This window comes from Streptomyces sp. col6 (assembly GCF_008042035.1).
Taxonomy (GTDB): Bacteria; Actinomycetota; Actinomycetes; order Streptomycetales; family Streptomycetaceae; genus Streptomyces.
The window spans coordinates 211,872-237,376 of the sequence record NZ_RDBL01000006.1 but is presented as its reverse complement, the minus strand read 5'-3'; the positions used below and the strand labels follow the sequence as shown (position 1 = coordinate 237,376).

Annotated in this window: 20 protein-coding genes and 2 pseudogenes; 9 read left to right on the top strand and 13 right to left on the bottom strand. The window is 73.4% G+C overall.

What is annotated here, in order from left to right; all coding sequences use genetic code 11:
* Window positions 1-266 (bottom strand): annotated as a pseudogene (locus EAO73_RS05010) (D-alanyl-D-alanine carboxypeptidase); the annotation flags it as partial.
* A gap of 98 nt (window positions 267-364) precedes the next feature.
* On the opposite strand from EAO73_RS05010, the gene EAO73_RS05005 reads away from it, so the two are divergent.
* Complete coding sequence (locus tag EAO73_RS05005) at window positions 365-859, top strand: inorganic diphosphatase (protein WP_018520452.1); 495 nt, start codon at window positions 365-367, stop codon at window positions 857-859.
* A 141-nt stretch (window positions 860-1,000) separates the two neighbouring features.
* Window positions 1,001-2,698: a threonine/serine exporter family protein gene (locus tag EAO73_RS05000; protein ID WP_147970268.1), complete on the top strand. Its 1,698-nt coding sequence runs from the start codon at window positions 1,001-1,003 to the stop codon at window positions 2,696-2,698.
* A gap of 59 nt (window positions 2,699-2,757) precedes the next feature.
* Here EAO73_RS05000 and EAO73_RS04995 read toward each other — a convergent pair whose 3' ends face one another.
* Both EAO73_RS04995 and EAO73_RS04990 read right to left on the bottom strand, forming a co-directional pair.
* A complete protein-coding gene (locus tag EAO73_RS04995) occupies window positions 2,758-3,462 on the bottom strand; it encodes a DedA family protein (RefSeq protein WP_147970267.1) in 705 nt (234 codons plus the stop codon).
* A 100-nt stretch (window positions 3,463-3,562) separates the two neighbouring features.
* Window positions 3,563-4,309: a MerR family transcriptional regulator gene (locus EAO73_RS04990; RefSeq protein WP_147970266.1), complete on the bottom strand. Its 747-nt coding sequence runs from the start codon at window positions 4,307-4,309 to the stop codon at window positions 3,563-3,565.
* A 129-nt stretch (window positions 4,310-4,438) separates the two neighbouring features.
* Between EAO73_RS04990 and EAO73_RS04985 the strand changes: the two genes are divergently transcribed.
* Window positions 4,439-5,716, top strand: a complete 1,278-nt coding sequence (locus EAO73_RS04985) for an ion channel protein (protein WP_147970265.1) — start codon at window positions 4,439-4,441, stop codon at window positions 5,714-5,716.
* 97 nt (window positions 5,717-5,813) lie between these two features.
* Window positions 5,814-7,238 (top strand): glutamate decarboxylase, encoded by a 1,425-nt coding sequence (locus tag EAO73_RS04980; RefSeq protein ID WP_147971392.1) that lies wholly within the window; start codon window positions 5,814-5,816, stop codon window positions 7,236-7,238.
* Here EAO73_RS04980 and EAO73_RS04975 read toward each other — a convergent pair.
* From EAO73_RS04975 to EAO73_RS04965, 3 genes are all read right to left on the bottom strand, one after another.
* Entirely contained in the window at window positions 7,235-7,840 is a 606-nt protein-coding gene (locus EAO73_RS04975) for a PadR family transcriptional regulator (RefSeq protein WP_147970264.1), read from the bottom strand. The two genes, EAO73_RS04980 and EAO73_RS04975, sit on opposite strands and share 4 nt — an antisense overlap.
* Before the next feature lie 79 nt (window positions 7,841-7,919).
* Complete coding sequence (locus EAO73_RS04970; RefSeq protein WP_147970263.1) at window positions 7,920-9,377, bottom strand: aldehyde dehydrogenase family protein; 1,458 nt, start codon at window positions 9,375-9,377, stop codon at window positions 7,920-7,922.
* A 54-nt stretch (window positions 9,378-9,431) separates the two neighbouring features.
* On the bottom strand, window positions 9,432-10,313 hold the full coding sequence (locus tag EAO73_RS04965; RefSeq protein ID WP_147970262.1) for a helix-turn-helix domain-containing protein: 882 nt from the start codon (window positions 10,311-10,313) through the stop codon (window positions 9,432-9,434).
* 329 nt (window positions 10,314-10,642) lie between these two features.
* Here EAO73_RS04965 and EAO73_RS04960 point away from each other — a divergent pair, with 329 nt between their 5' ends.
* A complete protein-coding gene (locus tag EAO73_RS04960; RefSeq protein ID WP_147970261.1) occupies window positions 10,643-11,143 on the top strand; it encodes an ATP-binding protein in 501 nt (166 codons plus the stop codon).
* 110 nt (window positions 11,144-11,253) lie between these two features.
* Here the strand turns inward: EAO73_RS04960 and EAO73_RS04955 are convergent, their stop codons facing one another.
* Entirely contained in the window at window positions 11,254-11,490 is a 237-nt protein-coding gene (locus tag EAO73_RS04955) for a DUF397 domain-containing protein (RefSeq protein WP_147970260.1), read from the bottom strand.
* A 250-nt stretch (window positions 11,491-11,740) separates the two neighbouring features.
* Here EAO73_RS04955 and EAO73_RS04950 point away from each other — a divergent pair, with 250 nt between their 5' ends.
* On the top strand, window positions 11,741-12,256 hold the full coding sequence (locus EAO73_RS04950) for a hypothetical protein (RefSeq protein WP_147970259.1): 516 nt from the start codon (window positions 11,741-11,743) through the stop codon (window positions 12,254-12,256).
* 36 nt (window positions 12,257-12,292) lie between these two features.
* On the opposite strand, the gene EAO73_RS04945 is transcribed toward EAO73_RS04950, so the two are convergent.
* Together EAO73_RS04945 and EAO73_RS04940 are read right to left on the bottom strand one after the other, a co-directional pair.
* Window positions 12,293-14,431 carry an FUSC family protein gene (locus tag EAO73_RS04945; protein ID WP_147970258.1) on the bottom strand — a complete coding sequence of 713 codons (2,139 nt, stop codon included), beginning with the start codon at window positions 14,429-14,431 and terminating at the stop codon, window positions 12,293-12,295.
* 166 nt (window positions 14,432-14,597) lie between these two features.
* Entirely contained in the window at window positions 14,598-15,755 is a 1,158-nt protein-coding gene (locus EAO73_RS04940) for a DUF2786 domain-containing protein (RefSeq protein WP_147970257.1), read from the bottom strand.
* A gap of 116 nt (window positions 15,756-15,871) precedes the next feature.
* Here EAO73_RS04940 and EAO73_RS04935 point away from each other — a divergent pair, with 116 nt between their 5' ends.
* Window positions 15,872-17,569, top strand: a complete 1,698-nt coding sequence (locus EAO73_RS04935; protein ID WP_147970256.1) for a bifunctional 3'-5' exonuclease/DNA polymerase — start codon at window positions 15,872-15,874, stop codon at window positions 17,567-17,569.
* 124 nt (window positions 17,570-17,693) lie between these two features.
* Here EAO73_RS04935 and EAO73_RS04930 read toward each other — a convergent pair whose 3' ends face one another.
* The gene (locus EAO73_RS04930) at window positions 17,694-18,566 is read right to left on the bottom strand and encodes a carbohydrate-binding protein (RefSeq protein WP_147970255.1); all 873 of its coding nucleotides are present in this window, start codon (window positions 18,564-18,566) and stop codon (window positions 17,694-17,696) included.
* Between the two features lie 113 nt (window positions 18,567-18,679).
* Window positions 18,680-19,995 (bottom strand): annotated as a pseudogene (locus tag EAO73_RS04925) (alpha-lytic protease prodomain-containing protein).
* Between the two features lie 207 nt (window positions 19,996-20,202).
* On the opposite strand from EAO73_RS04925, the gene EAO73_RS04920 reads away from it, so the two are divergent.
* On the top strand, window positions 20,203-20,886 hold the full coding sequence (locus EAO73_RS04920; RefSeq protein WP_191133940.1) for a phosphotransferase: 684 nt from the start codon (window positions 20,203-20,205) through the stop codon (window positions 20,884-20,886).
* A gap of 6 nt (window positions 20,887-20,892) precedes the next feature.
* Here EAO73_RS04920 and EAO73_RS04915 read toward each other — a convergent pair whose 3' ends face one another.
* Window positions 20,893-23,376, bottom strand: coding sequence for an FtsX-like permease family protein (locus EAO73_RS04915; RefSeq protein ID WP_147970254.1), 2,484 nt, complete (start codon window positions 23,374-23,376; stop codon window positions 20,893-20,895).
* A complete protein-coding gene (locus tag EAO73_RS04910) occupies window positions 23,370-24,104 on the bottom strand; it encodes an ABC transporter ATP-binding protein (RefSeq protein WP_147970253.1) in 735 nt (244 codons plus the stop codon). Before EAO73_RS04910 ends, EAO73_RS04915 begins: the two co-directional genes overlap by 7 nt.
* 132 nt (window positions 24,105-24,236) lie before the next feature.
* Between EAO73_RS04910 and EAO73_RS04905 the strand changes: the two genes are divergently transcribed.
* Complete coding sequence (locus EAO73_RS04905; RefSeq protein ID WP_224756186.1) at window positions 24,237-25,496, top strand: sensor histidine kinase; 1,260 nt, start codon at window positions 24,237-24,239, stop codon at window positions 25,494-25,496.
* Window positions 25,497-25,505: the final 9 nt, after the last annotated feature.

The window sequence follows — 25,505 nt, the reverse complement described above, 5'->3', positions numbered from 1 at the left end:
CTGGGGGCGGGTGCGGGGTCCTCGGCGTCGCCCGACGCGTGATGTGCGCCACCTGTACGGGCGGCGGCGGCCGCCCGGTCCCGCTCGGCCTTACGCTGACCCGAGTCCCAGGGGCCGGCGGCGAGAACGGCGCCGGCCGCGAGGGCCAGTCCCGCGACGGCGGAGACGGCCGTGAACTGCCAGTTGTTCGCGCCGCCGCGTACGCCCAGGCGGGCCGCGAGACTTCCGCCCGGCGTGCCGGGCGGTTCGGTCGACGGTCTTTCCACCGGCTCGGCCACCGTTGACCAGCCCCTTTCGCGAGCACACATCTGCGTGAGGGACACTTAACCACCAGTCGTATGTGTTGATCATGGAGGAGCCACCCGTGGAGTTCGACGTCGTTATCGAGATCCCGAAGGGTTCGCGCAACAAGTACGAGGTGGATCACGAGACCGGCCGGATTCGTCTGGACCGTCGGCTCTTCACCTCGACCAGCTACCCGGCGGACTACGGCTTCGTCGAGGACACCCTCGGTGAGGACGGCGACCCGCTGGACGCGCTGGTCATCCTGGAGGAGCCGACGTTCCCCGGCTGCCTCATCAAGTGCCGCGCGATCGGCATGTTCCGCATGACCGACGAGGCCGGCGGCGACGACAAGCTGCTGTGCGTCCCGGCGTCCGACCCCCGTGTGGAGCACCTGCAGGACATCCAGCACGTGTCGGAGTTCGACCGCCTGGAGATCCAGCACTTCTTCGAGGTCTACAAGGACCTGGAGCCGGGCAAGTCCGTCGAGGGCGCCGACTGGGTCGGCCGCGCCGAGGCCGAGGCCGAGATCGTCGCCTCCCGCAAGCGCCTTGAGGCGCAGGGCGGCGCGCACTGACGTTCCGCTTCGTGTGAGCGGGCTTCGTGACGGGCGGTACACCTTCGGGTGTGCCGCCCGTTTCGCGTGACCTCCCTTGGGCGTGGCCATACTGGGCAGGAGTGCGGCCGAGGATGCGCAGCCGAGGAGGAGCGAGGTCGAGTGGTGGCGGAACCGGGCGGGCCCGAGGACGAGAAGCCCCAGTCCGACGAGGCGCACAGCGCTTTCTCGCAACCGGCCGGGACCGAGCCTCCGGCGGCGCCGCCGGAGGAGGACCACCCGACGTCGGAGTTCGCGCTTCCGGCCGGTGTGGCGCCCGAGCCGCAGGGGCCGGGGTCGGGGTCCGGTGCGGGTTCCGCTTCCGGTTCGGAGACGACCGGTTCGGCGTTCGCCCTGCCCAGTACGTACAGCTTCCGGGACTCCCCACCGGCGTTCACTCCGGCGCACGGTGTCCCGATGGTCCGGCTGACCAAGGAGGCGCCCTGGCAGGACCGGATGCGCACGATGCTGCGGATGCCGGTCGCCGAGCGCCCGGCGCCGGAGCCGGTCCAGCGGCACGACGAGGCGGGCCCGGCGGTGCCGCGCGTGCTCGACCTGACCCTGCGTATCGGGGAGCTGCTGCTCGCGGGCGGTGAGGGCGCCGAGGACGTCGAGGCGGCGATGTTCGCCGTGATGCGCAGCTACGGGCTCGACCGCTGCGAGCCGACCGTGACGTTCACCCTGCTGTCGATCTCGCACCAGCCGTCGCTGGTCGACGACCCGGTGACGGCGAGCCGTACGGTACGCCGCCGCGGCACCGACTACACCCGGCTGGCGGCGGTCTTCCGGCTCATCGACGACATCACCACGGTCGAGGGCGAGGTCTCGTTGGAGGAGGCGTACCGGCGGCTCGCGGAGATCCGGCGCAACCGGCACCCGTATCCCGGCTGGGTGCTCACGCTGGCCGCCGGCTGCCTGGCCGGTGCGGCCTCGGTGCTGGTCGGCGGTGGTCCGCTGGTGTTCGTGATCGCGGCGCTGGGGGCGATGCTGGGCGACCGGCTCGCCTGGCTGTGCGCGGGGCGCGGGCTGCCGGAGTTCTACCAGTTCGTGGTCGCGGCGATGCCGCCGGCCGCGATGGGCGTGGCGCTGACGCTGACCCACTGGTCGGACGTACGGCCGTCGGCGGTGATCACCGGTGGGCTGTTCGCGCTGCTGCCGGGGCGGGCGCTGGTGGCGGGCGTGCAGGACGGGCTGACCGGCTACTACATCACCGCCTCGGCGCGGCTCCTGGAGGTCATGTACTTCTTCATCGCGATCGTCACCGGGGTGCTGCTGGCCCTGTACGGGGGGCTCCAGCTGGGGGCCGAGCTGGACCCGGAGGCGCGGTTCATCACGCACGACCGGCCGGTGATCCAGACCCTGGCGTCGATGCTGCTGACCCTGGCCTTCGCGATCCTGCTCCAGCAGGAGCGGGCGACGGTACTCGCGGTGACCCTGAACGGCGGCGTGGCCTGGATCGTCTACGGGGCGATGGCCCAGACGGGCAACCTGTCGGCGGTGGCCGCGACGGCCGCGGCCGCCGGGCTCGTCGGACTGTTCGGGCAGTTGTTCTCGCGGTATCGCTACACGTCGTCGCTGCCGTTCATCACGGCGGCGATCGGGCCATTGCTGCCCGGTTCGGCGACGTACTTCGGTCTGCTGGGTGTCGCGCAGAACGAGCTGGACCGGGGGCTCGCCTCGCTGTCGACGGCGGTGGCGACGGCCCTGGCCATCGCCATCGGGGTGAACCTGGGGAGCGAGATCTCCCGGCTGTTCATGCGGGTGCCGGGTGCGGTCGGCGGGGCGAACCGCCGCGCGGCCAAGCGGACGCGCGGCTTCTGACAGGGTGAGCGCCGGACCGCGACTGCGGTCCGGCGCTCACGGCCTGCGGGATACGGCGCTCAGCGCTTGGCGTGCCGGCCGCGGCGGCCGCCGGCCGGGTCCTGCGGAGGCACCTCGCCGCTGCCGGCGGCGGGTCCCTCCTTCTTGGCCTTGCTGCGGGCGCGCAGGAACTCGATGGCGATCGGAACGACCGAGATCAGCACGATCAGGACGAGCATCGCCTCGATGTTCTTGTGCACGAACTCGACGTTGCCGAGGGCGGCGCCGAGCAGGGTCACGCCGACGCCCCACAGGACGCCGCCGATGACGTTGAACACGATGAACGAGCGGTAGTTCATCCGGCTGACCCCGGCGATGATCGGGGTGAACGTTCGCACGATCGGCACGAAGCGGGCCAGGATCAGCGACTTCGGACCGTGCTTCTCGAAGAACTCGTGGGCCTTCTCGACGTTCTCCTGCTTGAAGAGGCGCGAGTCGGGCCGGCTGAAGAGCGAGGGGCCGACCTTGCGGCCGAAGAGGTACCCCACCTGGTCGCCGATGATCGCCGCCAGCGCGACCAGGACGCAGACCAGCCACAACGGGGTGTGCAGCTTGTCCGTCGTCACCAGCAGGCCCGTGGTGAACAGCAGGGAGTCACCGGGCAGGAAGAACCCGATCAGCAGCCCGGACTCGGCGAAGACGATCACCAGCACGCCGGCCAGGCCGAACTGACCGATGAGATAGTCCGGGTCCAGCCAGCTCGGTCCGAGCGCAAGCGTATTCAAGGGTCCGGGCTCCAGGATGAGGTAGATGAGCGGCTGCGTGGCCGCCCCAAGCTATCAACGCCTCGGGACGGCCCCGGGTTCCACCCGCCTCCGTGACCGTTTACGACCGGCGGCGCGCGTTGGCCTCGATCGCGTCGCGCAGATGCTCGGCCAGGCCCGGCCGCATGGAGTCGTAGAACTCCTTGAACTGCGGATCGGCGACGTACATCTCACCGAGGCCCCGGTGGATCTCGTAGTACCAGGTGCAGATGTGGAGCCGGTGCTCCTCCGCGAGGTCCGTGGCGCGCTCGCCGTCGGCGGGTTCGCCGGCCTCCATCAGCGCGTCGTAGCGCTCGCCCCAGGAGGCGACCTCGGCCTTGATCCGCTGCCAGTCCTCCTTGGTGTAGCGGGCGGTCCGGCGCTGCGACTCGGCGTAGGTGCCGGTGCCGCCCCAGCGCCGCTCGGCCTCCTCTGCGTGCTCCTCGGGGTCCTTGTCGCCGAAGACCTCGAACTTCTCCTCGGGCGTGAGATTGATGCCCATTCTGCGTGCCTCCATGGCTGTCTCTACGGCGGCGGCCATCCGCTGCAACTCCTCGATCCGGTGCGACAGCAGCGCGTGCTGGCGCCGCAGGTGCGCCTGCGGGTCCGCGTCCGGGTCGTCGAGCAGGGCCGCGATCTCGTCGAGCGGGAAGCCGAGCTCCCGGTAGAACAGGATCTGCTGCAGCCGGTCCAGATCGGCGTCGTCGTAGCGCCGGTGGCCCGCGTGGCTGCGCCCGCTCGGCGAGAGCAGGCCGAGGGAGTCGTAGTGGTGCAGGGTGCGCACCGTGACCCCGGCGAAGCCGGCGACCTGTCCCACGGAGTGCTCCATGGCTCCCCGCTCCTTCCTGTGTGGGTACGCGCATCAGCCTGGGTCCTGACGCGACGTGAGGTGCAAGTCCCAACCGCCGTCCACCCCTTTTGAAGCGTTTTGCGGCTTTCGCGTCGCTATGGTGTGCCGATGCCGACCGATTCCGCCGTCGCCACCGCCCCGCCGGCCCCCGCCCGCCGGCTGCTCGCGCTCATCGTGCCCGCCCTGGCCGTCGGGGTGGTCTCGGCCCTCGTGCTGCTCGGGGTGAGCCTGCTCGCGGACGAACTCCAGGACGTGCTGTGGGAGACCCTGCCGGACGCGCTGTCGGTCGGGCGGTACTCCTCGCTGTGGATGATCGTCATGCTCACGGCCACCGGCCTGGCGGCCGGACTGGTCATCCGGGCCGTACCCGGTCACGCCGGCCCGGACCCGGCGACCATGGGCCTCGTCGAATCGCCGCTGCCTCCCTTCGTGGTGCCCGGCGTGCTCGTGGCGGCCGTCCTCACGCTGGCGGGCGGGGTCAGCCTGGGCCCGGAGAACCCGATCATCGCCGCCAACATCGCCCTGGCCGCCTGGGCCGGCCGCCGGATCGCCCCGAACGCGCCCGGTGAGCTGTGGCTCGCGCTCGCCGCCGCCGGCACCATCGGCGCCCTCTTCGGGACCCCGGTGGCCGCCGCCCTGATCCTCACCGAGACGCTGGCCGCCACGCCCGGCCCCGGCGCGCTCTGGGACAGGCTGTTCGGGCCGCTCGCGGCCGGGGCGGCGGGGTCGCTCACCATGTCGCTGGCCGCCCACCCCAGCTTCGACCTGTCCCTGCCCGCCTACACGCACGCCCGCTGGGGTGATCTGCTCGCCGCCCTTGTGATCGCGTCCGCCGGAGCGGTCCTCGGGCTCGCGGCGGTGTACGCCTTCCCCTGGGCGCACCGTTTCTTCCGGGCCCTGCCGCATCCCGTGCTCGCCCTCACCCTGGGCGGCCTGGCGCTCGGCCTGCTCGGGGCGCTGGGCGGGCACCTCACCCTCTTCAAGGGGCTGGACGAGGTGAAGACGCTCGCCGCCGACCCGGACGGCTGGTCGGCCGCCGAGTTCGGGACGATGGCGGTGGTGAAGACGGCGGCCCTGCTGATCGCGGCGACCTGCGGCTTCCGGGGCGGCCGGATCTTCCCGGCGGTGTTCTCGGGCGTGGCACTCGGCCTGTGCGCCCACGCCCTCGTCGACGCGGTGCCGGTGGCCGTCGCGGTGACGTGCGGAGTGCTGGGCGTCCTGCTGGCCGTCACCCGCCAGGGCTGGCTGAGCCTGTTCACGGCGGCGGTGCTGGCCGCCGACACCGCTCTGCTCCCGATCCTGTGCGTCGCCTCGCTGCCCGCCTGGCTGCTGGTGACCGGCCGGCCGCTGATGCAGTTGCGCGAGGACGGTACGGCGATGCGCTGAACCATACGGCCCAGCAGCGAGTGACCGGCGCGAGAGCTGTCCGTATTGTCGGATTCGTCCGGTCTCGCGGGCGCGAGCCGAGAAGGGCAGGTCCGTGATGCCGCTCCACCGGGGCTCCTCGCACGACGGCGAACCGTCGGCGAACCAGCGCAAGCTGGCGCTCAACCCCTTCTACGGGGTCGCCGACCCGGTCGCCGGAATGGAAGCGGCCCCGCCGCGTCACCGGATGCCCGACGGGCCGCTGCCGCCCCACACCGCGTACGGGCTCGTCCACGACGAGCTGATGCTGGACGGCAACTCCCGGCTGAACCTCGCCACCTTCGTCACCACCTGGATGGAGCCCCAGGCCGGGGTGCTGATGGGCGAGTGCCGGGACAAGAACATGATCGACAAGGACGAGTACCCACGCACCGCCGAGCTGGAACGGCGCTGTGTGGCGATGCTCGCCGACCTCTGGCACGCTCCCGATCCTTCGGCGACCGTCGGCTGTTCGACGACCGGTTCCAGCGAGGCGTGCATGCTCGCCGCGATGGCGCTCAAACGCCGCTGGGCGCTCAAGAACGCCGACCGCTACCCCGCGACCGCCAAGCCCAATCTCGTCATGGGGGTGAACGTGCAGGTCTGCTGGGACAAGTTCTGCACGTTCTGGGAGGTCGAGCCGCGCCTCGTGCCCATGGAGGGCGACCGCTTCCACCTCGACCCGCAGGCCGCCGCCGAGCTGTGCGACGAGAACACCATCGGGGTCGTGGGCATCCTCGGCTCCACCTTCGACGGCAGCTACGAGCCCATCGCGGAGCTGTGCGCGGCGCTGGACGACCTCCAGAAGCGCACCGGCCTCGACATCCCCGTCCACGTGGACGGGGCCTCCGGGGCGATGGTGGCTCCGTTCCTCGACCCGGACCTGGTGTGGGACTTCCGGCTCCCCCGGGTCTCCTCGATCAACACCTCCGGACACAAGTACGGCCTGGTCTACCCGGGCGTCGGCTGGGCGCTGTGGCGCTCGCCCGCCGAGCTGCCCGAGGAACTGGTCTTCCGGGTGAACTACCTGGGCGGCGACATGCCCACGTTCGCGCTGAACTTCTCGCGGCCCGGTGCCCAGGTCGTCGCGCAGTACTACACGTTTCTGCGGCTGGGCCGCGAGGGCTACCGGGCCGTGCAGCAGGCGGCCCGGGACGTGGCGACGGGACTGGCCGCGAAGATCGAGGAGCTGGGCGACTTCCGGCTGCTCACCCGGGGCGACCAGCTCCCCGTCTTCGCGCTGACGACCAAGCCGGAGGTGACCGCGTACGACGTCTTCGACGTGTCGCGGCGGCTGCGCGAGCGGGGCTGGCTGGTGCCCGCCTACACCTTCCCCGCCGACCGGGAGGACCTGGCGGTCCTGCGCATCGTGTGCCGCAACGGCTTCTCGTCGGACCTGGCGGAGCTCTTCCTGGAGGACCTGCGCCAGCTGCTGCCCGAATTGCGCGCCCAGCCGCACCCGCTGACCCGGGACCAGAACGCGGCGACGTCGTTCCACCACTAGGTCGTGTCGTACGGGTTCTTCTCGCCCTCGGCGAGCACCCCCACGAACGGCTCGCCCTCGCCCGCGAAGACGTACGCGCCGCCCTCGATCCGCTCGATCAGGCCCTGTGTCCAGTCCGCGTCGGCATCCGCCGCGTGGACCCACAGGTTCATGATCTCGGCGATGTGCCCGCTCGATCCGGGGGTGTAGCGGCCGGTGACGTCGGCGCGCCAGGCCGCGAGGTGCGCCAGCCGCTCCCGGAGCAGGGCCACCGCCTCGGACCGTTCCAGGTCGACGATGAAGCCGATGCCCGCCGAGAGCACGTCCGTCCTCTGGTCGTACGAGGTGAGCGCGGCGCGCAGCAGGGCGAGGTACTCCTCGGTGCCGCGTGCGGTGATCTCGTACTCGATGCGCGGCGGGCCGCCCGCGGTGCTCGGGGCGACCTCGTGGGCGAGGAGCATGCCCTGTTTCGCGAGCTGCTTCAGCGCGTGGTAGACGGAGCCGGGCTTGGCGTTGGACCACTCGTGGGCGCCCCAGTACTCCAGGTCGTTGCGGACCTGGTAGCCGTGGGCCCGGCCGTGCTGGCGCACGGCACCGAGGACCAGCAGCCGGATCGCGGACATGCCCTCACCTCTCTGGTCAACCCGACCAGCGTAGCGGGGGCGCGCCCCAGGGGCCGTACGGCGGGGGCGAAGGGCCAGGTCAGAAGGGGAAGACGCTGCGGCCGTGCTGGACCGAGATCCACTTCTGGGTGGTGAACGCCTCCACCGCCGCGTCCCCGTTCATCCGGCCCAGTCCGGAGTCCTTCTCGCCGCCGAAGGCGATGCCCGGGTCGTCGTGGACGGTGGAGTCGTTGACGTGGAACATCCCGGTGCGGATCCGCTCGGCGAAGCGCACGCCCCGCGCGGTGCTCGCGGTGTGCACGGCGCCGCTGAGCCCGTACGGACTGTCGTTGACGATCCGGACCGCGTCGTCCTCGCCGTCGAAGGGCACCAGCAGCGCGACCGGGCCGAAGATCTCCTGATGCAGCAGCGGGGAGTCCTCGGGCAGCCCGGTGAGCACGGTCGGCTCGACGAGGTTGCCGCGCACCCGGCCGTGCACCGGCGCCTCGGCGCCCTCGGCGACGGCGAGGTCGACCAGGGCGGCCAGCGAGTCGGCGTGGAAGGTGTTGATGACCGGGCCGATACAGGTGTCCGGGTCACGCGGGTCGCCGGTCTTCAGGGCGGCCACCCGCGCGCAGAACTTCTCGGTGAACTCGTCGGCCACCGGGCGGTCCACCAGGATGCGGTTGGCGGCCATGCAGACCTGGCCCTGGTAGACGAACCGGCTGAAGACGGCGGCGTCGACGGCGTAGTCGATGTCGGCGTCCGCCAGGACCACCAGGGCGCTGTTGCCGCTGAGTTCGAGGATGGTGCGCTTGAAGAGGCCGCCCGCGGTGGCGGCGACATGGCGGCCCACCCGGTCCGAGCCGGCGAAGGAGATCACCTGGGGCACGGGGTGCTCGATGAACGCGTCGCCTATCTCGGCGATGTCGGTGACGACCACGTTGAGCAGTCCGGCCGGCAGCCCGGCGTCCTCGAAGATCTTCGCGATCAGCCCGCCGCCGACGACGGGTGAGTTCTGGTTCGCCTTGATGACGACCGCGTTGCCGAGCGCGAGGGCCGGTGCGACCGACTTCATCGTCACCAGGAGCGGGAAGTTGAACGGGCTGATGACGCCGACGACGCCGACGGGCAGCCGGTAGAGGAGGTTCTCCTTGCCGTCCACGGCGGAGGGCAGGATGCGCCCCTCGGGGGCCAGCGCCTGCCGGGCGGCCTCGCGCAGGAACTCCTGGGTGAGGCTCAGCTCGTACTCGGCCTTGGAGCGGGTGCCGCCCAGCTCGTCGATGATCGCCTCGGTGATCTCGCCGGCCAGCTGCTCGGTGACCCGCAGCGCGCGCTCCAGGACGTCACGGCGCCGGTAGGGGCTCGCCGCCGCCCACTCCCCCTGCGCGCGCTCGGCGGCGCGGTAGGCGCGGTCCACCTCGGCGGCGGTGGCGACGGTGATCGCGGCCAGCTTCTCCCCGTTGTACGGGTTGAAATCGATGATGTCCCAGGAGCCGGTGCCCGTCCGCCATTCACCGTCGATGTACTGGTCGGCCAGCTCTTGGAAGAAGGACATGCGATCCCTTAACTCAGGTGCAGACTCCTGTAGGAGCGCCATCGTACTGAAATATCAGGAGAGTTGAAGAAGTCCTCGAAGCAGGTCACGGCTCTCCTCCGGACCCGGACTGTCCTCGTGGAGCCGCGTCATCGCCTTTTCGTACTGGGCGACTTCTTCTTCCTTGTCCAGATAGAGCGCGCTTGTCAGCTGCTCCAGATAGACGATGTCCGACAGATCGGATTCCGGGAATCGCAGCATGGTGAAGGAGCCGCTCTCGCCGGCGTGTCCGCCGAAACTGAAGGGCATCACCTGGAGCGTGATGTTCGGCTGTTCCGACATATCGATCAGATGCCGCAATTGCGCCCGCATCACTTCCCGTCCGCCGTACGGGCGGCGCAGCGCGGCCTCGTCCAGCACGGCGTGGAAGCGGGGTGCCCGTTCGGAGACGAGGGCCTTCTGCCGCTCCAGGCGCAACGCGACCCGGCGTTCGATCTCGGCGGCGGGTGCGCCGCGCATGCCGCGCGAGACGACCGCGTGGGCGTAGTCCTCGGTCTGCAACAGCCCGTGCACGAACTGGACTTCGTAGATTCTGATGAGCGAGGCAGCCCCCTCCAGACCGACGTACGTCTGGAACCAGCCGGGCAGGACATCCCCGTAACTGTGCCACCAGCCCGCCACATTGGCCTCACGGGCCAGGGCGAGCAGGGAGTCGCGCTCCGCACCGTCCGTGACGCCGTAGAGCGTGAGCAGATCCTCGACGTCCCTGGCCTTGAAGCTCACCCGTCCCAACTCCATGCGGCTGATCTTCGACTCGGAGGCCCGGATCGAGTAGCCGGCCGCCTCGCGTGTGATGCCTCGCGCGTCACGCAGTCTCCTGAGCTGGGAGCCCAGCAGGATGCGCCGCACCACGGACCCACTCGACTCGCCTGCCGCCACTGGTCCAACCCTCCCCATCGCTTCCTGGCATTGGGGCTCCCCCTGAACCCCAAGAGCCGGATTCTGCCATCAAAACGCTTCAGCCCGTACTCATTCGATTACGGAAATGGGAAGACCTTTGGAAGAGGGCGAAACCGCGGGCGGGAAGAAATGAGCAAGAACCGGACGGGGTCGGACAGGTCCGGCGCGTGCACGTGCATCTGCCCTTGCATCTGCTGTGCGCATTCGGAACCATGGAGCCCGCGCACCTGCGTGCTCGTTCGTGTTGTGCCGCTGTACCCGGTACGCAAGTGCCGGCGCAGCCGCGATTCCCGGGAGTGCCTCGCATGGGGACGAATGGATCGACGATGCTCGAGCCGTTACGGCAGGGGCTTCCCCCCATCGATCCCTCAGCCGTCTCCGGATCAGCCACCTGCACACTGCCCGCCCGTTACGAAGCGGTGGGCGGGGCCCGGCAGTTCACCCGGGCGACCCTGGGGGGCTGGGGCCTGAGCGAACGCTTCGACGACGTCGCTCTGGTCGTCTCCGAGCTGGTCACCAACGCCCTGCGGCACGGTCTGCCGGCCGACGCCCCGCGCGAGCCCCAGGAGCCGCCCGTACGGCTGCATCTGCTGCGCTGGACCTCGCGGCTGGTGTGCGCGGTGCGGGATCCGAGCCGGGCGAGCCCGGTCGCCTCCGAGGCGGCGGATTCCGCGGAATCGGGCCGGGGGCTGTTCCTTGTGGAATCCTTCAGCGATTGTTGGGGCTGGCACCCTTCGCCCGTACTGAGCATCGAGAGCACCCCGGGCACCGCGGCGGCACGGGGCAAGGTCGTCTGGGCGCTGTTCCGCCTGGCCGACCCGGTGTGACGGGGGCGGTGCGACCGGCCGGCGCACCGCGTGGCACACCGAACCGAGGGCCGGAACCCGCTACCCAGTAGCGGGTTCCGGCCCTCGGCCGTGTCCGGGACGGGCGGGACTCAGCCCAGGAGGTGGTCGAACTCGCCGTCCTTCACGCCGAGCAGCAACGCCTCTATCTCGGCCGGTGTATAGACCAGCGCCGGCCCGTCGGGATGGCGCGAATTGCGCATCGCCACATCCCCGCCGGGCAGTTTCGCGAACTCCACGCAGGCACCCTGGGAGTTGCTGTGTCTGCTCTTCTGCCAGACGACTCCGCGAAGCTCTGTGGCCGCCATGCCGTTGTACACGTGGTGCACAGGACGCTCCCCGAGTTGCAAGGTGCAAGTGTCAACTGTCCCGGATCATAGCTGTGTTCAATTTCTGGTGCATGAGCGGATGCACGGGCAGATGCACGTGCACGCGGGGTGTTCCCGTGATTACAGGTCCCGCCATGAGAGACGTACGAACGCGCTCTTCGGCTCCCGATTACAGGAAGTTGACCCCACGGCACCTCGGGCGACCCACTGGTAGCTTGGATGGCCGTCCGACTTCCAGGGGGAATTCCACATGTACAAAATCGCACGTACCGGTGCAGTCCTCGCCACCGGTCTGCTGGCCGCGCTCGCGCTCACCGGTTGCGGAAGCGACGGCGACAAGAGCGACAACGGAAAGGACTCCGGGTCCAGCGCGACCCCGGCGACGGGCGGCTCGTCCTCCGGCGGCGGCAACGGCGGCGGGGACTCCGCGGGTGACGCGAAGGCCCTGGAGGGCGCCTGGGCGGGCCAGACCGACGGAAAGCCGGTGGTGCTGTCCGTCAACACCGGGAAGGCCGTCGTCATCGCCGAGTCCCACGTCTGCTCGGGCACCGTCACGGACTCGGACCAGCCGGAGCTGGAGCTGAAGTGCGCCGACGGCGACACCACCCGGATCACGGGGGCCGTCGAGTCCAACGACGGCAAGACCATCGTCGTCGCGTGGGGTTCCGGGACCAAGGACAAGCTCGCCAAGACCGACGCGGACGCGCTGAACAACCTCCCGGACCTGCCGGACCTGTCCGACCTGCCGGAGCTGCCGAACCCCTGAGTCACGCGCTCCCGGTGGCGTTGTCACGTCACGGCGTCACGACGTCAGTCCCTGGGAGAAGTCCTCCAGCGTGTCCAGGAGGAGGCGCGCGTTGGTGCGTACGAGGGCGGGGCCGGCGGGAGCCGGCGCCTCGTCGTCCCCCGCCTCCTCCTCACGCGCCCGGCACTCCGCCTCGAAGCGCTCCAGCGCCTCCCGCACCGGCGTCCAGTCCGGCACCCGCCGCTCCCGCACCGCCTTCGCGCCCCGGTCCGTGGCCCGGCGCAGCGCCTCGGCGAGCGCGGCGGCCCCCGGCACGGACGTGGCCCCGCTCCTCGGGATGTGCGCCTCCAGGAGCATCGCGACCCGGCCGAGCTGGGCCAGAGCGTGCTGGGTGGCGTCGGCGGCGGCGTGCGAGAGGCCGCGGTGGCGCACCGGTTCGTGCTGAGCGGTCGCCACCGCCTCCTGCCAGGCGACCCGGGCCTCGCGGGTGGCGAGGAGGGAGTGCCGTACGTCGTCGGCGCCGCGCTCGGCCGGGTCCGCGTACTGGTCGACGACCGCCGCCGCGTACCGGCCGTCCGCCTTCAGCCAGTCGCCGAGCCGGGTCCGCAGGCGCGGGGTCTCCCAGGCCGGGTAGACGGCGTACGAGATCATCGCCAGGAGCCCGCCGGCCAGGGTGAGGAGCGCCCGCTCGAACACGGTCTGGGAGAGGTCGTCCCCGGCCATGCCGAGCAGGAAGACGACGTACGCGCCGACGCACGCCTGGGAGACCGCGTAGCCGGTCCGCATCAGCAGGTACATCAGCAGGGCGCAGACCACGGCGAAGGCGGCGGACAGGCCGGTACCCGGGTGCGCGGCCTCCACGATCGCCGAGGCGAGGAAGACGCCGATGAGGGTGCCGCCGAAGCGGGCGACCGCGCGGGAGTACGTCTGGGAGAACTCCGGCCGCATCACCATCACGGCCGTCATCGGCGCCCAGTAGCCGTGACCGAGCGGCAGCAGGCGGCCCAGCAAGTAGCCGACCGCCGCCACCGTGGCCAGCCGCACGGCGTGCCGCAGGATCGGGGAGCCGTGGTGGACCTCGCGGCGCATCGACCTGAGGATCACCGGCACCAGGCGCGGCAGGGTGGGGCGGCGGTGGTGCTCGGCGGGAAGCCGGCTGCCCTTGATGGCGTCGGCGGCCTCCTCGGCCCCGGCCCGCTCCTCCTTCGTGCCGTCGCCCTCGGCCGCCTCGATCACGTCGGACAGCAGGGCGGCGAGCCGGTCGGCGGCGCGCAGCGAAGGGCCGGTGAGCAGCGCCCCGGTGTCGGGGGTCCTCAGCGCGGCGACGGCGGGCGCGGGCAGCTTCACCGGGTCGCCCTTGCGGATCGCTCGCGCGGCGGCGTCGAGCAGCGATCCGGCGGCGGCCAGCAGTTCGCGGACGCGGTCGCGTTCGGGGCCGTCGGCGGGCACGCCCATGGCCGGGTCGGCGAGGGAGGCCAGCACCGGCCTGATGCGTTCGGCGACCCCGCGTGAGCCGTGCAGTTCGGCGGGGCGGCGGCGGGCCTCACGCGCGGTGACGGCGGCGGCCCGGCGCGCGAGCATCAGCGGCACCGGGTCGAAGTGGGCGACCGGGTCGTGGCGCAGCCGCCGGGCGTAGTCGGCCTCGGCGGCCAGGGCGTCGGCGAGCGCGTCGCGCTGTGCGCCCCATCTGCGGATCGGGAAGAGCACGATCAGCGCCGCCTGGACGACCCCGCCGAACATGATCATCGCGCCGTGCAGGGCCGCCTGGGCGGCGGAGGTGGGCAGGGTGATGGTGACGAGCATGATCGCGACGTTGGACGCGGCGATGATGCCCCCGGTCGGGCCCGCCGCCCAGGCGAGCCCGGCGAGAAAGGTCCAGATCACCAGGAGGAACACGAAGAGCAGGAGGTGGGGTCCCGCCACGTAGCCCACGAAGGTGGACAGGCCGAGGCTGACGCCGGAGATCAGGGCGAGCACGGGGCGGGGGCGCCAGCTGCGCTGGAAAGTGGCGATGGCCGCCTGGAACGCGCCGAACGCCGAGCTGGCGGCGACCACGGGTCCGAAGAGCGCGAGGCTCACCCCGATGACGAGGGCGAGTCCGGCCGCGCCGCGCAGCGCGATCAGCGGTTCGAGGCGGCGCCGCTCGATCTTCAGGCCGGAGCGGGCGGTCTCCTTCAGCGCCCGGAGCCAGCTCATGGGAGGAGCCTAACCGGAATTGCCGTTTTGCCCGAGTTGTCGGGGCGGGGGCGGGCCCCGGCCGCCGGGCCGCGCGGGCCCTGCCCGTCGCAGCGCAGCCCGTGCCCTGCCCGTCGCACGCCCGGCCGTCGCAGCGCAGCCGTACCCGGCCCGTCGCACCCCCCGTTCAGCCCTGGATGCCCGGAGCCTCGCCGCCCATCCGGGCGCGGTCCGCCGCCTCCGTGCCGTGGGTCCAGCCGTCCAGGTCGGTGGCGCCCCTGACCCGGGTGGTCGTGGTGCGGGGGAACATCTGCTCGGCGGTCTCGGTGACCGCCAGATCGCGGGCGGCCAGCACCGGGAGCAGCCCGGCGTCCGCGGTCGCGTCGCTCTCCGCCTCGGCCGTGACGCGGGCGGTGCCGTCGGCCAGCCGGCTGCCCAGGCGCTGGGCGTAGGCCATGAGGAAGGACTGCCGGAACGCCTTGGTCCGCTTGCGTCCGCCGGCCCGCTGGCCCGCCTCCGCGCGGGTCATCGCGGCCGTGCCCTGCACGAGCAGCGAGGTGTGGAGCAGTTCCACGGCCTCCAGGTCCGCCTCGAAGCCCACCACCGTGGTGAAGCCGAGGTCGCTGTTCCACACGGCACGGCAGCGGTTCGCCGAGGCCACCGCGTCCAGCAGGATCGCCTTGGCCGTCTCGTACGGGGCGTCCACGCCGATCCGGCAGGCGCCCGGGGTGCGGTCGCCGTGCGTACGGGCGGCGAGCAGGGCCTCGTCGATGCTGTGCCGGGCCATCAGCTCCTGGGCCTTGGTGGTCAGCGCCTCGGCCTCCTCCGGATACCCGGTCGCCTCCGCCTTCGCCAGCAGCGCGCGGATACGGGTCAGCATGCGGGGCTCCCCGGCCGCGGGCGGCCGGTGCAGGGCCTCGCGCGCCGCGCCCGGCGGGGGCCCGACGGGTTCGATGACCGGGAGGTTCAGCAGCAGCCGGTGGAGCGCGAGGAGCGCGGAGGCGTACGAGAACCGGTCGGGCCGGCCCGGCGGCGGCGCGGCGGGCAGCTCGTCGAGCTGGGAGCGCCAGCGCGGCGGCAGCTCGTCGTAGCGGCGGACCTCGGAGGCGATCAGCCCGGCGGCGAGCCCCGCCGCGTGCTCGTCGAGATCGCGGCGGACGAGGCGGACGACGTCGGCGGGCAGCCAGCCGCGCTCCCAGGCGCGGCGGACGAACTCCTCGCCCCGGCGGGCCAGCTCGGCGTCGGCCTCCGGGGCGGCGGCGAGCAGCGAGGCGCCTGTGTCGAGACCGGCGTCGCCCTCCGTGTAGAGGGCGGCCGCGAACGCCTGGTCGATCACCGATTCCATGAGGTCAGGGTAGGCGCCCGCCGTCCACAGGCTGTGGATATCGAGCACGTGACCGATCTCGGGAGGGGGTCCGGCGCTCCCGGCCGTTGTCGGTGCCGGGTGCCAGACTCGCTCGTATGACCGAACGCTGGGCGCTGGCCGTCACGGAGAGCGGGGGCGCGCGCCTCGCTCCGCTGGACCGCGCGGGCCGGCCCGCGGGCCCTGTCCGCACCGAGCCGGACCTGGCCGGCGCGGTCCGCTCCCGGCCGGACGTCACCCGCTGGGTGTGGCGCTCGACGGCGGAGGTCTATCCCCGGCTGCTGGCCGCCGGGGTGCGGGTGGAGCGCGCCTACGACGTGGAGGCCGCCGAGTCCCTGCTGCTCGGCTACGAGGGCCGGCTCGGCGAGCCCCGCTCGGCCGCCGCCGCGCTCGCCCGGCTGCGCGGCGGTCCGGTGCCGCCCGATCCGCCGCCCCGGTCCGCGGAGCCCGGCTCCCAGTCCTCCCTGTTCGAACCGTCCTCGGGCCCCGAGCTGCCCTTCGACGCCCTGACCGAGGTGTACGCGCAGCAGCTCGCGCGCCACGACGCCACCGACCGGCCGGACCGGATGCGGCTGCTGACGGCGGCCGAGTCGGCGGGGATGCTCGTCGCCGCCGAGATGAACCGGGCGGGCCTGCCCTGGCGGGCGGACGTGCACCGTGAGGTGCTGCACGAGCTGCTCGGCGAGCGGTACGCGGGCGGCGGTGAGCCCCGCCGGCTGGCCGAGCTGGCCGACGAGGTGTCCGCCGCCTTCGGCCGGCGGGTGCGCCCGGATCTGCCGGCCGATGTGGTGCGGGCCTTCGCGCAGGCCGGGATCAGGGTGCGCTCGACGCGCCGCTGGGAGCTGGAGGAGCTGGACCACCCGGCGGTCGCACCGCTCGTCCAGTACAAGAAGCTGTACCGGATCTGGACGGCGCACGGCTGGAGCTGGCTCCAGGACTGGGTCCGCGACGGCCGCTTCCGCCCGGAGTACCTGCCGGGCGGCACGGTCAGCGGGCGCTGGACGACCAACGGCGGCGGGGCGCTCCAGATCCCGAAGGTGATCCGGCGGGCCGTCGTCGCCGACGAGGGCTGGCGGCTGGTCGTCGCGGACGCCGCCCAGATGGAGCCGCGGGTGCTGGCCGCGATCTCCCGCGACCCGGGCCTGATGGAGGTGGCGGGCCACGACGGGGACCTCTACACGGCGCTGTCCGACCGCGCGTTCCACGGCGACCGCGACCACGCCAAGATCGCGCTGCTGGGTGCCGTCTACGGGCAGACGTCCGGCGACGGCCTGAAGAACCTGGCGGCCCTGCGCCGCAGGTTCCCGCGCGCGGTGGCCTATGTGGACGACGCCGCGAAGGCGGGCGAGGAGGGCCGCCTCGTACGCACCTGGCTGGGCCGCACCAGCCCGCCGGCGGCCGGACACGGGGAGGACGGCGAGGCCGGCATCCCGCAGGAGGAGGCGGAGCCGGCGGAGAGCGGGCGCCCCGCGTTCCTGCCCGGTTACGCCTCGTCGGACTCCCGGGCGCGCGGCCGGTTCACCCGTAACTTCGTGGTCCAGGGCAGCGCGGCGGACTGGGCGCTGCTGCTCCTGGCGGCCCTGCGCCGGGCGGTCGCCGCCGCCGGGCTCCGGGCCGAGCTGGTCTTCTTCCAGCACGACGAGGTGATCGTCCACTGCCCGGCGGCGGAGGCCGACACGGTGGCCGGGGCGATCCGGGAGGCCGCGGAGCTGGCCGGGCGGACGGTCTTCGGTGAGACGCCGGTGCGGTTCCCGTTCACCACGGCGGTGGTGGAGCGCTACTCGGACGCGAAGTGACGGGGCGTGCGACCGGCCCGAGCCGAACCCCCTCCGACCCGGGCCGTGCGCCCCGCGTGCCCCGGGGAGAGAGCCCCGGGGCACGCGGGCGCGGCGGTTACGGCCGCCCCGCCGGTCTGCCTGTCTACCCGCGTTCCCACAACGCGGGGACATTCGGCGGCTCCCAGCCGGTCAGGGCGGTGTGAGCCTGCAGACAGCGGTACGCGACCCCGCCGTATGTGACGCGGTTTCCCGCGGTGTAGGACGTGCCGGCCTTCCAGGTGCCGCCCGGTTCGGTCGGCGGGTCGGTCGGGTCCGTGGGGGGATCGGTCGGGTTCTGGGCGACGTCGAGGACGAAGTCGAAGGTGCCCTCCTTGCCGGAGCCCACCGCCCGTACGTTCATCAGCAGGGCTGCGTCGTAGAGCATGTCGGTGCTGTTGCGCGGCTCGCCCGGGAAGTACAGCTGGGTGGTGAGGATGCCGGAGCCGGGCGCCTGGGCCTTCACATGGATGTGCCGGGTGCGGCCCGGGTAGAGCCCCGGCACGATCGTGGTGAGCGTGAACGCGCCGTTCTGGTCGGTGAACTGGTGGCCTCGGAAGTTGAATCCGCTCATGTCGTACGCGCCGTTGGTGTCCGCCTGCCAGAAGTCGAGCAGCACGCCGGATACCGGGCGGCACTCGCGGCCGAAGACGTAACCGCTGACGGTCAGCGGGACACCGGGCGTCGACGAGGTCACCAGGCTGGTGCGGAGCGGGGAGTTGGGCTTGAAGTACGGGCCCTCGATCTGGTCGTGCGTCGGCTCGTCGCCGTCGTCGCAGTCCGGGGTCGGGGCGAGCGGCCTGCCGCTGTCGCCGGCGTCCCGTGCCAGTGCCACCCCGCCGCCCGCGAACAGCGGCACGGCGGTGGCCACGAGCGCGGCCTTGAGGAGGGACTTGCGGCTGATCGCCGGGCCGCCGGCGGGCACGGCGGAGGCGGTGGGCTCGTTGCTCTCGGAGGACTCGGGGGATGCGGGGGGCATGGCTGACGGACTCCTCGGGATGGTGGGGAAGGGCACGTGCGCGGTGCGGGGGCCCGGGGCGGCGTCGCCCCGGGCCCGTTCCTCTCGCCTGAGGGGCTGGGTCGTGGCGGCGGCTACAGGGCCTGCCACAGGGCCGGGACGTTCGGCGGGGTCCAGCCGGGCTGCGCCAGGTGACCCTGGAGGCAGCGGTAGCTCGCGGAGCCGTACGTCACCACGGCACCGGCCGCGTAGTTCGTGCCGGCCGCCCAGGTGCCGCCCGGGTTGGTCGGCGGGTCGGTCGGGTCCGGCGGGTCGGTCGGGGTGCCGCTGGTGACCAGGGTCAGCCCGTACGCCTGGAGCGCCGGGTTCAGCGGCTGGAAGTACGTCACGCCGCCCTGCGAGCAGTTGCCGGTGCCGCCGGAGGTGACGCCCTGGGCCTGGCTGCCGGAGATGAACGAGCCGCCGGAGTCGCCCGGTTCGGCGCACACGTTGGTCCGGGTCACCCCGGAGACGGTGCCCTCCTGGTAGGTGACGCTGCTGTTGCGCTGCTGGACCGTGCCGCAGTGCCAGCCGGTGGTCGAGCCGGAGCGGCAGACCGACGAGCCCTCGACCGCCTCGGTGGAGCCGGTGACCGTCACATCGCCGTTGCCGTAGCCGTTGACCAGCGGGCGCGGGGTCCAGTTGGTGTTGGTGGCGACCCAGGAGTAGTCGCGGCCGGGGAACGTGGAGCCCTGGAAGGAGCCCTGGGCCTGCTGGTTGTAGCCGCTGGTGGAGACGCCCGGCGTGCCGCAGTGCCCGGCGCTCACGAAGCCGCCCTGGGTGCCGCGCTTGACGGGGAAGCCGATCGAGCAGCGGCCCGAGCCGTTCATGTAGTACGCGTCGCCCCCGCGCAGGTCTGCGAAGGTACGGGGCTGCTCGGTGGACCGGGCGACCGTCACCAGGTCCGGGGAGACCCCGGCCTTCGCGAGGAACGCCTCGGCGGCGGACGCCTTCGCGGCCTGGACGACGACGCGGTTGGCGCGTACGTCGACATACCAGGCGGGTATCCCCTTCGGCGCGGTGCGCAGCGCGACCCGGTCCAGGGCGGCCTTCGCGGTGTCGAGTTCGGCCAGGCTGTGGTCGACGACCTGGGCGCGGGCGCCGGACTGCGCGATGCGGGCGGCGTCCGCCGCGTCGGTGGTGGCGACGGTCAGGGTGGCGGCGTCGCCGCTGACCCGGGCCCCGGCGAACCGCTCGCCGAGCGAGTACCGCAGCCCGGCGGTGACGGCGGCGGCGCGCGACTCGGCGCCGATCCGGTCGCGGGCCTCGGCGGCGGTCAGGCCGAGATCCCGCTGCATGGCCTTCAGCAGGCCGGGCGAGAGGCGGACGCGGTGCCGGTCAGCCCGGCGAGCGCGAGCGCGCCGACGGCCACGGTGGCGGTACACGCGGCCAGGGCCCGTCTGCGGAGCATGGATCTCTCCACGGAACTCTCCTTGAATTCGGGGGAATCGCTGCGGGGGAAATGCTTCGGCGGAAGCACTGCGGGGGATTCGCCGCCAAGCTAGCCGCGCGCACACCGCCTCCAGGAGATCCCGTCCGCCCCATCGCACCGCGTTATGGGGCGGACCGCGCCGGGCCCGAACTCCCCTCGTATACAAGGCCCGAGTAGGTTCGCCCCATGCGAATAGGCCAACTGCTGGGCAGCGGACGCAACGCGGACGTGTACGAGCTGGACGAGGCGTGGGTCCTGCGGCGTTACCGGGACGGGATGGACGCCACCCGCGAACTGCCCGTCATGTCCTACCTGTCGGCCTCCGGCTACCCGGTGCCCCGGCTGGGCCCGCAGCCGCCGTCGGCCGGCCCCGGCGATCTGGTCCTCCAGCGCCTGTACGGTCCCACGATGCTGGAGTCCCTGATGTCCGGGGCCGTCGGCGCCGAGGAGGGCGCCGAACTGCTGACCGGTCTGCTCGCCGACCTCCACACGGTCCCGGCCCGGCTCTCGCCCGACCCGGACGACCGCGTCCTGCACCTGGATCTGCACCCGGACAACGTGCTGCTCACGGCGGGCGGGCCCATGGTCATCGACTGGAGCAACACCGAGGAGGGCCCGCCCGCCCTGGACCGGGCCATGTCGGCGCTGATCCTGGCGCAGGTCGCGGTGGACACCGCGCACCCGGCGGCGGACGGTGCCCGGCAACTGGTCACCGCCCTGGTGCCGCGCCTGGCCGCCGACGACGGCATCCCCGCCCGCCACCTCGCCGACGCGGCCGCCCGGCGCACCCTCAACCCGATGATGACCCCGGCCGAGACGGCCCTCGTCGGGGACGCGGCGGCGCTGGTCACCCGGCTCGCGGGCCGGTAACAGCCCCTACTCGCGTGCCCCGGCGAGCTCCACCGGCCGGGTGCGCAGGGCGAACGAGGCGGGCAGCACGGCGAAGACCACCGCGAGGGCCGCGCTCACCGCCACCACCGCCCCGACGGCCTCCCACGGCACGACGACCGCCGCCGGGACCCCGAGCCGCCCGAGCGCGGCCCGTACGCCGAGCAGGTTGAGCGCGGCCACCGCCCCGCCGAGCCCCGCGCCCACCGCCACCACGGCCAGCGCCTCCGCCCCGGCCAGCCGCAGCACCTGCGCCCCGGTCGCCCCGGCGAGGCGCAGGACGGCGAAGTCGCGGACCCGGTCCGCCGTGGCCATGACCTGGGTGTTGGCCAGCGCGATCCCGGTGTAGACGAGGGCGATGGCGAGGATCATCAGCAGCCCGGTCCGGGTGCTGCCCCCGCCCGGCGCCCCGGCCGCCGCCCACGCGTCCCGGGTCAGCACCTCGGTGCCGGTGGCCCGCCCGGCCGCGCGCAGCTCCCGCTCGACGGCCCGCCGGTCCGCCCCGGCGCGTACGGCGATCTCGACGCGGTCGACGCCGGCGCCGGCCGCGTGGCGCGGGGTGAGGTAGACGCCGTTGTCACCGGTGCCGGTGGCGAGCACGGCCGCCACGCGCAGGGTGACCTCGCGACCGTCGCCCAGCCAGACGCGGACGCGGTCGCCGACCCGGTGGGTCTCCCACTCCTCGTTGACGACGATCGAGTCGTCGTCCAGGCCGGTGAGCCGGCCCGCCACCACCGGCAGCGCGGACACGGCGGCCGCGTCGGCCGGGTCCACCGCCCTGGCGTCGGAGCGGATGAGCGCGGTGCCCTCTTCGAGCACGGTCACGGAGGTGGCGCGCGAGGCGCTGACCCGGGTGCCCTCGATCCGTCGGGCGCGGTCCACGAACTCCTGCGGTACGTCGCCGTGTTCCTCCGTGGCGACGAAGTCCGCGGTGACCTGGCCGTGCGCCTCGGCCGCCTCGGCCGCGTCGATCGTGGCCCTGGTACCCATCAGCGACGCGGCCAGGGCGACGGTGACGAGCACGGGCGCGGCGACGGCGGCCGTCCGGCGCAGCCCGGCGGAGGCGTTCTCCCGGACCAGCAGGCCGGTGGCGCCCGGCAGCCGGGCCGGCAGCCAGGTCAGGAGGCGGAGCGCGGGGCGGACCAGGACGGGTGCGAACAGGGCGCATCCGGTGATCAGCAGCATCGGCTGCGTGGTGTACGTCTTGCGCTTGAGCAGGCCCGCCGGGTCCTGGACGAGGCCGAGGACCACCAGCACCGCCCCGGTGAGCAGGACGGCGGCGCCGAGCACCACCCGTACCGGCGGCATCGTGCCGCTGTCCACGGCGGCGTCCCGCAGCGCCTCGGCGGGGCGGACCCGTCCGGCGCGGTGGGCTGCGGCGACCGCCCCGGTGAGGGCGACGGCGAGGCCGGTCCAGAACGCGGTGTGCAGCGGCCAGTTCTGGTCACCGACGGCGAACCAGGCGGGCGCGAGGCCCTGGTGGACCAACCAGTGCGCGAGCCGGGGCGCCCCGGACAGCCCGAGCCGGCAGCCCGCCGCCGAGGCGAGGAGGCCGACGAGCGCGGCCTCCGCGTACACCAGCCGCCGCACCTGGCCGGGCGTCGCGCCCGCCATGCGCAGCAGGCCGAACTCACGGCGGCGCTGGGCCACGGCGAAGGAGAACGTGGAGGCGACGACGAACACGGAGACGAAGGCGGTGATGCCGGCGGCGGTGCCGAGCAGGGCGTTTACGGAGACCAGCGCCTCGGCGTCCCGGTCCGGGTCGGGGTCGGCCCTGCGCCGGTCGTCGCCGGTGAGCACGGCCAGGCCGGAGTCCTCGCCCACGGCCGCGCGGACCCTGGCCGGGGCGGCGTGCACCACGACGGCGTCGATGTCCGGGGAGAGCCGGGCGGCGTCCTCCTCGGTGAAGAACACGGCGCGCTCGAAGGGGGCGGGGCGGACGGTGCCGGTCACGGTCCAACGGCCCGGTCCCGCCGGGGTGGTGAGGGTGATCCGGTCGCCCGCCGAGCCGGTGCCCGCCGCGACCACGACCTCTCCGGGAGCACTCGGCGCCCGCCCGGAGAGGAGCCGGTACGGGGTCGCGGCGGCGACGGACCAGGGGTGCCCGGCCATCGCACCGGACGCACGGCCGGACGCCCCGTCCGCGCCCCCGCCCGACACCGCGAACGTACGGTCCAGCTCCGTGCGCCCCAGCCCCGCGAGCCGCGCGGCGACAGCCGCCGGAACGGGCCGGGGATCGGTGAGCTTCTGCGTACGGACGCCGGCCGGCGTGCGTACGCGCACCTCGTCCTCGCCCCGCACCACCACCGGTGCGGCGGCGAACCGTTCCGGGGCCTGCGGCGGACCCGCGAACGTGGCCGCGAGAGCCAGGCCCGTCGTGGCGACGATCCCCACCCCGAGGGCCAGTGCGAGGAAGGAGCCGGCCAGGGTGACCCAGCGGGTCCGCAGGCCGTGGAGTACGAGCCTCAGCACGGGACGGCCCCCATCCGCGTCATGCGTGCCGCGATCTCCTCGGCCGCCGGGGCGTGCAGCTCGTCGCGCACGCTGCCGTCCGCGAGGAACAGCACCCGGTCCGCGTAGGAGGCGGCGACCGGGTCGTGGGTCACCATGATCACGGTCTGGCCGTCGTCGGCCATCGTGCGCAGCAGCGTCAGCACCTCGCGGCCGGTCGTGGAGTCCAGCGCGCCGGTGGGCTCGTCGCCGAAGAGCACGTCGGGCCGGGTGACCAGGGCGCGGGCGAGGGCCACCCGCTGCTGCTGGCCGCCGGACAGCTCGCCGGGGCGGTGCCCGGCCCGGCCGGCGAGGCCCACCCGGTCCAGGACGGCGAGGACGTCGGCACGCTTCGGGCGGCGGCCGGCGAGCCTCAGCGGAAGGGCCACGTTCTGCTCGGCGGTGAGGGCGGGCAGCAGGTTGAACGCCTGGAAGACGAAGCCGATCCGGCTGCGGCGCAGCAGGGTCAGCCGGCGCTCGCTCAGCCCGGTCAGTTCGGTGTCGCCGAGGAACACCTGCCCGGCGGTGGGCCGGTCGAGGCCGGCCGCGCACTGGAGCAGGGTGGACTTGCCGGAGCCGGAGGGGCCCATGACGGCGGTGAAGGAGCCCCGGGGGATGTCCAGGGACACCGCGTCGAGCGCGGTGACGGCACCGGACTTCCCGGCGTAGGACCGGGTGACCGAACGGAGTCGGACGGCTGCGTGATTCATGTCCCCCAGCCAACCGCCGCCGCCCGCCCGGCACATCGCAGCGAGAGGGAGTCCCGGGGTGGAGACAGCTCCACCCCGGGGGTGGAATCCGCTGGGTGGTCCGGCCTCCCGGGCGCCGCCTACCGTTCCCCCATGTCCTCCTCCCCCGGCCTCCACCAGGCCCTGCGGCAGCGGCGGTACGTGCGCGGCCCCTGGCCGTGGCGTGCGGCGCTCTACCTGGTGACGGGCGTCCTCACCGGCGTCGTGACGCTCACCGCCCTGCTCCTGCTCGCGGTCGCGGGCGGCGCGCTCGCCGTGCTCCTCATCGGCCTCCCGCTCCTGCTCACCCTGGCCCTCGCCGGGATCCCGCTGGCCGCCCTGGAGCGCCGGAGGCTGCGGCTGGTCGACCCCCGCCCGCTCCCCCCGGCCCACCGCGAACCGGACGGCACCGGGCTCACCGCCTGGCTGCGGACCCGGCTCGGGGAGCGCGCGACCTGGCGGGAACTGGCGTACGCGCTGCTCACCGCGCTCGTCCTGTGGCCGCTGGAGGCGGTGGCCGTGGGGACCGCGCTCGCCGTGTGCGGCGGGCTGATCGCGGCGCCCGCCGTGCTGGCCGCGAGCGGCGGCGAAGAGGCCCGGGTGCTCAAGATCTGGCTCATCCACTCCTACCCGCCCGCCTTCGCCGCGCTGCTCGCCGGGCTGGTGCTGCTCCCGGTGTTCGCCTACCCGCTGGGTGTGCTGGCGGCCGGGCGCGCGGCGCTGACCCGGGCGCTGCTCACGGACTCCGGGGACGGCGCCCGGCTGCGTGAACTGGACCGTTCCCGCAGCCGGTTGGTCGACGCCTTCGAGGCGGAACGGCGGCGCATCGAGCGCGATCTGCACGACGGGGCGCAGCAGCGTCTTGTCGCCCTGTCGATGACACTCGGCCTGGCCCGTCTGGAGGGGCCGGACGAGCCGCTGGCCGGGCTGCTGGCGAAGGCGCACGGCGAGGCGGACACCGCGCTGGTGGAGATCCGGGAGCTGATCCGGGGCATCCACCCCCAGGTCCTCACCGACCGGGGGCTCGGGGCGGCCGTGGAGGATGTCGCCGACCGCTCGGTGGTGCCGGTGGACGTGGACCTGGAGCTGCCGGAGCGGCTGCCGGGGGCCGTGGAGAGCGGGGTGTACTTCGCGGTGTGCGAGGCGCTGGCGAACGCGGCCAGGCACAGCGGGGCGGCGCGGACGGGGCGTCCGGCCGTGCGTCCGGTGCGATGGCCGGGCACCCCTGGTCCGTCGCCGCCGCGACCCCGTACCGGCTCCTCTCCGGGCGGGCGCCGAGTGCTCCCGGAGAGGTCGTGGTCGCGGCGGGCACCGGCTCGGCGGGCGACCGGATCACCCTCACCACCCCGGCGGGACCGGGCCGTTGGACCGTGACCGGCACCG